The 358-nt window shown below is 65.4% G+C and carries 1 protein-coding gene; it reads left to right on the top strand.

The features are described 5' to 3' along the window. The coding region (locus KUM44_RS35855; RefSeq protein WP_217213949.1) for an aldo/keto reductase at window positions 1-358 on the top strand (358 nt) is incomplete at both ends.

Genomic DNA, 358 nt, shown 5'->3' with positions numbered 1-358 from the left:
TGGTCGGCGAACTGATCGCCGAGGGCAAGGTGAAGTACTTCGGCCTGAGCAACGTCGGCCCCCAGTACATCCGCCGCGCCCACGCCGTCACCCCGGTCTCCGTGCTCCAGTACGAATACTCGATCTTCGAGCGGGAGGTCGAGGAGAAGATCCTTCCCGTTCTGCGGGAACTCGGCATCGGCCTGGTGCCCTACTCCCCGCTCGGCCGCGGCTTCCTCGCCGGCCAGATCAAGCCCGCCGGCGAATACCCCGCGGACGACATGCGCAGCTGGGACGAGCGTTGGCAGGGCGAGAACCACACGTACAACGTGCACGCCATCGAACAGCTCAAGAATCTGGCCGACACCAAGGGCATCAC

Origin of the sequence: Streptomyces sp. AC550_RSS872, from assembly GCF_019049285.1 — a bacterium.
Classification (GTDB): Bacteria; Actinomycetota; Actinomycetes; order Streptomycetales; family Streptomycetaceae; genus Streptomyces.
Note: the sequence above shows the minus strand (reverse complement) of the source record. Positions and strands in the feature narration are given on the sequence as shown.